At 58.9% G+C, this 2470-nt stretch carries 2 protein-coding genes; one reads left to right on the plus strand and one right to left on the minus strand.

The window, feature by feature from the left end; genetic code table 11:
* A partial coding sequence (locus tag ABX749_RS29465; RefSeq protein ID WP_372899187.1) for a hypothetical protein occupies positions 1–442 on the plus strand: 442 nt, incomplete at its 5' end.
* Positions 443–496: 54 nt separating this feature from the next.
* Here ABX749_RS29465 and ABX749_RS29470 read toward each other — a convergent pair.
* A partial coding sequence (locus ABX749_RS29470) for a hypothetical protein (protein WP_372899188.1) occupies positions 497–2470 on the minus strand: 1974 nt, incomplete at its 5' end.

Genomic DNA, 2470 nt, shown 5'->3' on the forward strand with positions numbered 1-2470 from the left:
GCGGTCGATCAACGCGACTGACGAGGGAACGGTGACGACCCTGGACGTGGTGAGCAAGAAGGATGAGCTTTCCGTGCTCGAAGGCGACGACGGCTCGATCGAGGTCCGTGTCCGCGATCGAAACAAGAACGCCGCCGGAAAAATCGACGAGCAAGTTTATTCCGCCGCGTCACGAGATGAACTCAGGAAACAATCACCGAAACTGGTTCGCAAAATCGAGGCCTTTGAAAAGATTGCAGGCACGGTCCGTGCATCGGTGGATCCCCCCTCGGCGAACGCGTTCGGCAAAACCGCCGACGATCCTTTGCAACCACTGGAATTTGGGCAGGCCGGCAATGCCAAGCAAATGATGAAGCGGCAACTCGAAAACATGCTCCAGCAGAACCCGGACAACCCGGAACTGCAAAAAATGATTCGCAAGCTGCTCGACCAGCAGCGTTAACTGCCATCGCCGGTGATCAACGCCATCGCCGGTGATCAGCGCAATCGCCGGTGATCAGCGCAATCGCCAGCGGACACTGCTGCGAAGTCCGTCGTCCTCGAATTGCATGTTCAGCTGGATCGAATCGATCCGGTTCATCAATCCGAAAGGCTGCTGCGGGTCGAACGCCGGTTGACGCTGCCGGGTCGGTTCACCGTAGGTGTCGCTGACCATTCGGAACTCGGTCCAACGCCATTGGTCACCGGCCAGATGGCGGGGAAAGAACCCGTACAATCGCTGATGTTCCGCCGCCGCCTGTTGCACGCTCTTGGATCCACTAAGCATGAAGGGATAGAGCCGGCCGAGTCCAGACATGACCGCTTGGCGATTGGCGTCCGACGCGGCGGCGAAAAGCCCCGGCAGTTGTTCCTTGCAGGCCGACGGAGAGACCTGCAGCAGGGCGGCATTCAAATCAGCCGGTGCGACACTGACCACGCGATCGTCGCTGGACCAGGGGATGTTGCGAATCACCAAGTAATTGTCGACCACTTCGACGCCATACCGCAGCTTCACGACGCCCAACACGTCCATCGTCCAAACCCATTCGTCCCGATCTCCGACTTGGTAGAACGAAGCCCGGAAGTCGCGGTCACGTCGCTCGCTCGAGAGACCCGACAGAGCTGCTTGTCGCAGGTATTGCGACGTCCGCTCGGGCGACTTCGTTTCGACCAGAATGCTGCAGGGACGCGTCAACATGGACAGCGCGACCGGGATCATCATCATTTGGCTGCCACCGCCCCGCAGCACATTGCCGCCGAAGGCACCGAAGATGTCGCCACTTCCCATCGCAATGATCGGATCGGCGTCAAAGACTGCGACGTGCACGCTGGGGCCAAAATCGTCCATCATCGCCGGGCTTGCGCCGGAATAGCGTGTGAAGAACTCCGAGAAATTCCCGGCCACCACCTGCCAGGCCATGTCTTTTAAATTCGCCGAAAACTGCAGCACCGGTGTCGGTTCCACGATCGGCACACGCAGCGTGGTCTGGTCGTCCTGGTGCGCCATGAACATCTTCAGCCCGTTGTAGATCGAATTGTCGACCAGCGGCAGAATGAACGTGGACAGTTCCAGTTGATCGCGACCGACATCATCCAATCGAATCGCGATCGGATCGAAAAAGCGACGCCAATACCGGGAGTAGTTTTCGACATACTGACGGTACGCTTCCGCTTCGGCCGGCGTCACTTTGTCCAACGGCACTTCGGGCAATGTCCGCATGCGAGGCAAAGAATCATAGTGCTCGCTGCGCACCAGTCCGTTGGCGTCGACCATCATGTCCTCACGCTGCCAGCCTTGCGGAAGGTGCCCGCTGTCCACCAGGGCGGGCAGAGAATCAATGTTGGCATGACCATCCAATCGCGCGAGCATGACCTGGGCGGTCAATGCTTCCATCTTGGCCTTGGCAATCACCCGCCTGCGTTGACCGATCTTCATTCGCGGCCCCACCAGTCGTCGCACGAACGGATCGGACAGATACGCATACAAACGTGTTTCTTCGTTGACCGGCAATTGCGTCAACATGTAGCGAAACTCCGCGCTCGCCCCCAGACTGTCCGCACCGTCTCGCGCGTGCAGATCGATCGCTTGTTGCAGTTCACCGCGGTGGGTACTGGCAAACATGAGGTCGTCTCGGAGGGCTAAATACGCCGGGTCACCCGATTGAGTCGGCAACTCCATGACGGACTCGGTGCCCAGATCGGATGCGCCGAGCAGTCCCAGCAGGTTGCGCAATAGTTGTGGCTGTCTCAATCGCGCCACAATCGTCACATCGGTGCCATCGATAAAAAACAGATCCGGCGCGAACAACGCCATCTCGCTGGTCAAGCCAGACGTCAACACGGCATCCACCCAATCCCGGGTCATTCCCAGTCGTGCGAGATAACGCGATTGCAGGTTGTACTGAAGGCAATTGCCCGTCAGCGTGGTACCGATGCTGGCGATGAAGGGTGCCCCGGTATCCAGCAACGCCGAAATCGACTCGGGTTTGCC

It is taken from the genome of Stieleria sp. (genome assembly GCF_041595215.1).
Taxonomy (GTDB): domain Bacteria; phylum Planctomycetota; class Planctomycetia; order Pirellulales; family Pirellulaceae; genus Stieleria; species Stieleria magnilauensis.